3 protein-coding genes are annotated in these 1,566 nt (G+C 46.0%); all 3 read right to left on the bottom strand.

The window, feature by feature from the left end; translation table 11 throughout:
- On the bottom strand, positions 1 to 974 hold a 974-nt coding region (locus ACFIM6_RS09840; RefSeq protein ID WP_375612670.1), incomplete at its 3' end, for a phage late control D family protein.
- Positions 974 to 1,228 carry a tail protein X gene (locus ACFIM6_RS09835; protein ID WP_375612669.1) on the bottom strand — a complete coding sequence of 85 codons (255 nt, stop codon included), beginning with the start codon at positions 1,226 to 1,228 and terminating at the stop codon, positions 974 to 976. The genes ACFIM6_RS09840 and ACFIM6_RS09835, both read right to left, overlap by 1 nt.
- Positions 1,225 to 1,566: phage tail protein (locus tag ACFIM6_RS09830; RefSeq protein ID WP_375612668.1), on the bottom strand; the 342-nt coding region annotated here is incomplete at its 5' end. The genes ACFIM6_RS09835 and ACFIM6_RS09830, both read right to left, overlap by 4 nt.

The raw sequence follows: 1,566 nt of genomic DNA, 5'->3' as shown, positions 1-1,566 counted from the left end.
TCTTTTCCCTTGTTTGGTGCCTCGAGTGTGATTTCTGTTGTGTATCCGCTTTGTTTTTCATAGCGGTGGGTGACGGTCGCGGCTTTCCATGGTCCATTGATTTGCCCACGAAACCCTTGCAATAAAAGAGGTTGATCCGCCATAATTTCAGGGCGGCCCTCAAGGGTCAAAGAACCACTGCCTACAGCACGACACAACCTGTCCGACTCGGAAGCAGCAGCAGCTCGTGCTTCCTCCTCACAAGTGTAACAAGTGCGAAGACGCCGCACGGGACCGCTAAACCCTGTCTGATGTTTGACTTGGCATTGCTGCCCTTTTGAGCGATCAAAATAAGAAGCTTCAATAGTGCCGTATTGCGTACGTGGCTCTAATGTAAATTCCCAGTTGGAACAGTCGTGCTTATGGATGTCGAGTGCTGGTAAGTTATCTCCGCTTAAAAACAAAAACTTATTGTCTTTGATTAAAAAACGCGCCCGCATGCGATCGGCAAGGCGGGTTAAAAAATCAACAGCCGATTGATCTGTTCGAATCACATAAGGCAAAGTTTGTTTGGTAAATTGGGGACTGACCTTTGCTTGATAGCCATGGCGTTTGGCAAGTGTCTCAACAATCTCACCAACAGTTTTGTGGTCAAAATGTTCACTCACCTGTTCTTTGAGCTCTTTACGCATCGAGGCACTTTTGCCACAAAGGCGCAAGATCTCTCCATCACTGCCACCACAACTTACAACCGATTCGACAACAAAACACCCCATAAAGGCACTGATGCTGTTCTCATAGCCAAAAATCACTTGCAGAGTGCTGTTGCTTGAGGGAATCTCTAAATCATTGCCACCATCATCAAACTCTGCTTCAAATGTATCGGCTTCATTGCCCGCATGGTCCGTAATGGTTGCCGTTAAAAGACGCTGGTAAAAAACCTCATGAACAGGTTTGTCTCCCACCTTGACCATAATAAAAGGGTGTGTACGCATTAATCCCATAGCCGCTTCACCATGCTTTGGGGATTAGACAACACAAATTCAGGCAGAATGACCTTTAAGCCCCGTGGTAAAAACACACCATATTTGACAATCTCTGGATTGGCTTCCAGTGTAGCTTCTAAATAGCCTTTGAGTAAACCAGCTTGCCTCCGGTCTCTGAACACTGCCATGACATGGTGAAAGCAGAGGAGATCGAGGCTCATATCCTCTAGCTCTACAACAACATGCTTTTCTGGTATCTTCATAAAGTTTGTCCCACTTGGATTTGTCTCTCTTGGTATTGTCCTTGTGGTTTTCCGCCATTAAAAAAGGGAAAGAGCGTAATGGAATAGCGGATGCGCTGGGATTGACCAGAGCAACTGATATAGTCATGGTCTTTATTGATCGTGGTGATTACTACGGGTCCATGGAGAAGGACACTATAGGTGGTATCATTGATCCAATGAAGCATCTGGACCGGCTTTGCTCTTCGGATAGTTGTAGTGATGGCATCAATGGCTACCCGATCACCAAATTCTTCTGGAAACCAAACCCCATGAATGGTTTTTGCATCATTGCCATAGCCGGTAAATTGCAAACTGGG

The organism is Bartonella sp. AA9NXGY (assembly GCF_042196845.1).
In the GTDB taxonomy this organism is placed as follows: domain Bacteria; phylum Pseudomonadota; class Alphaproteobacteria; order Rhizobiales; family Rhizobiaceae; genus Bartonella.
This window is presented reverse-complemented; position numbering and strand designations above follow the sequence as displayed.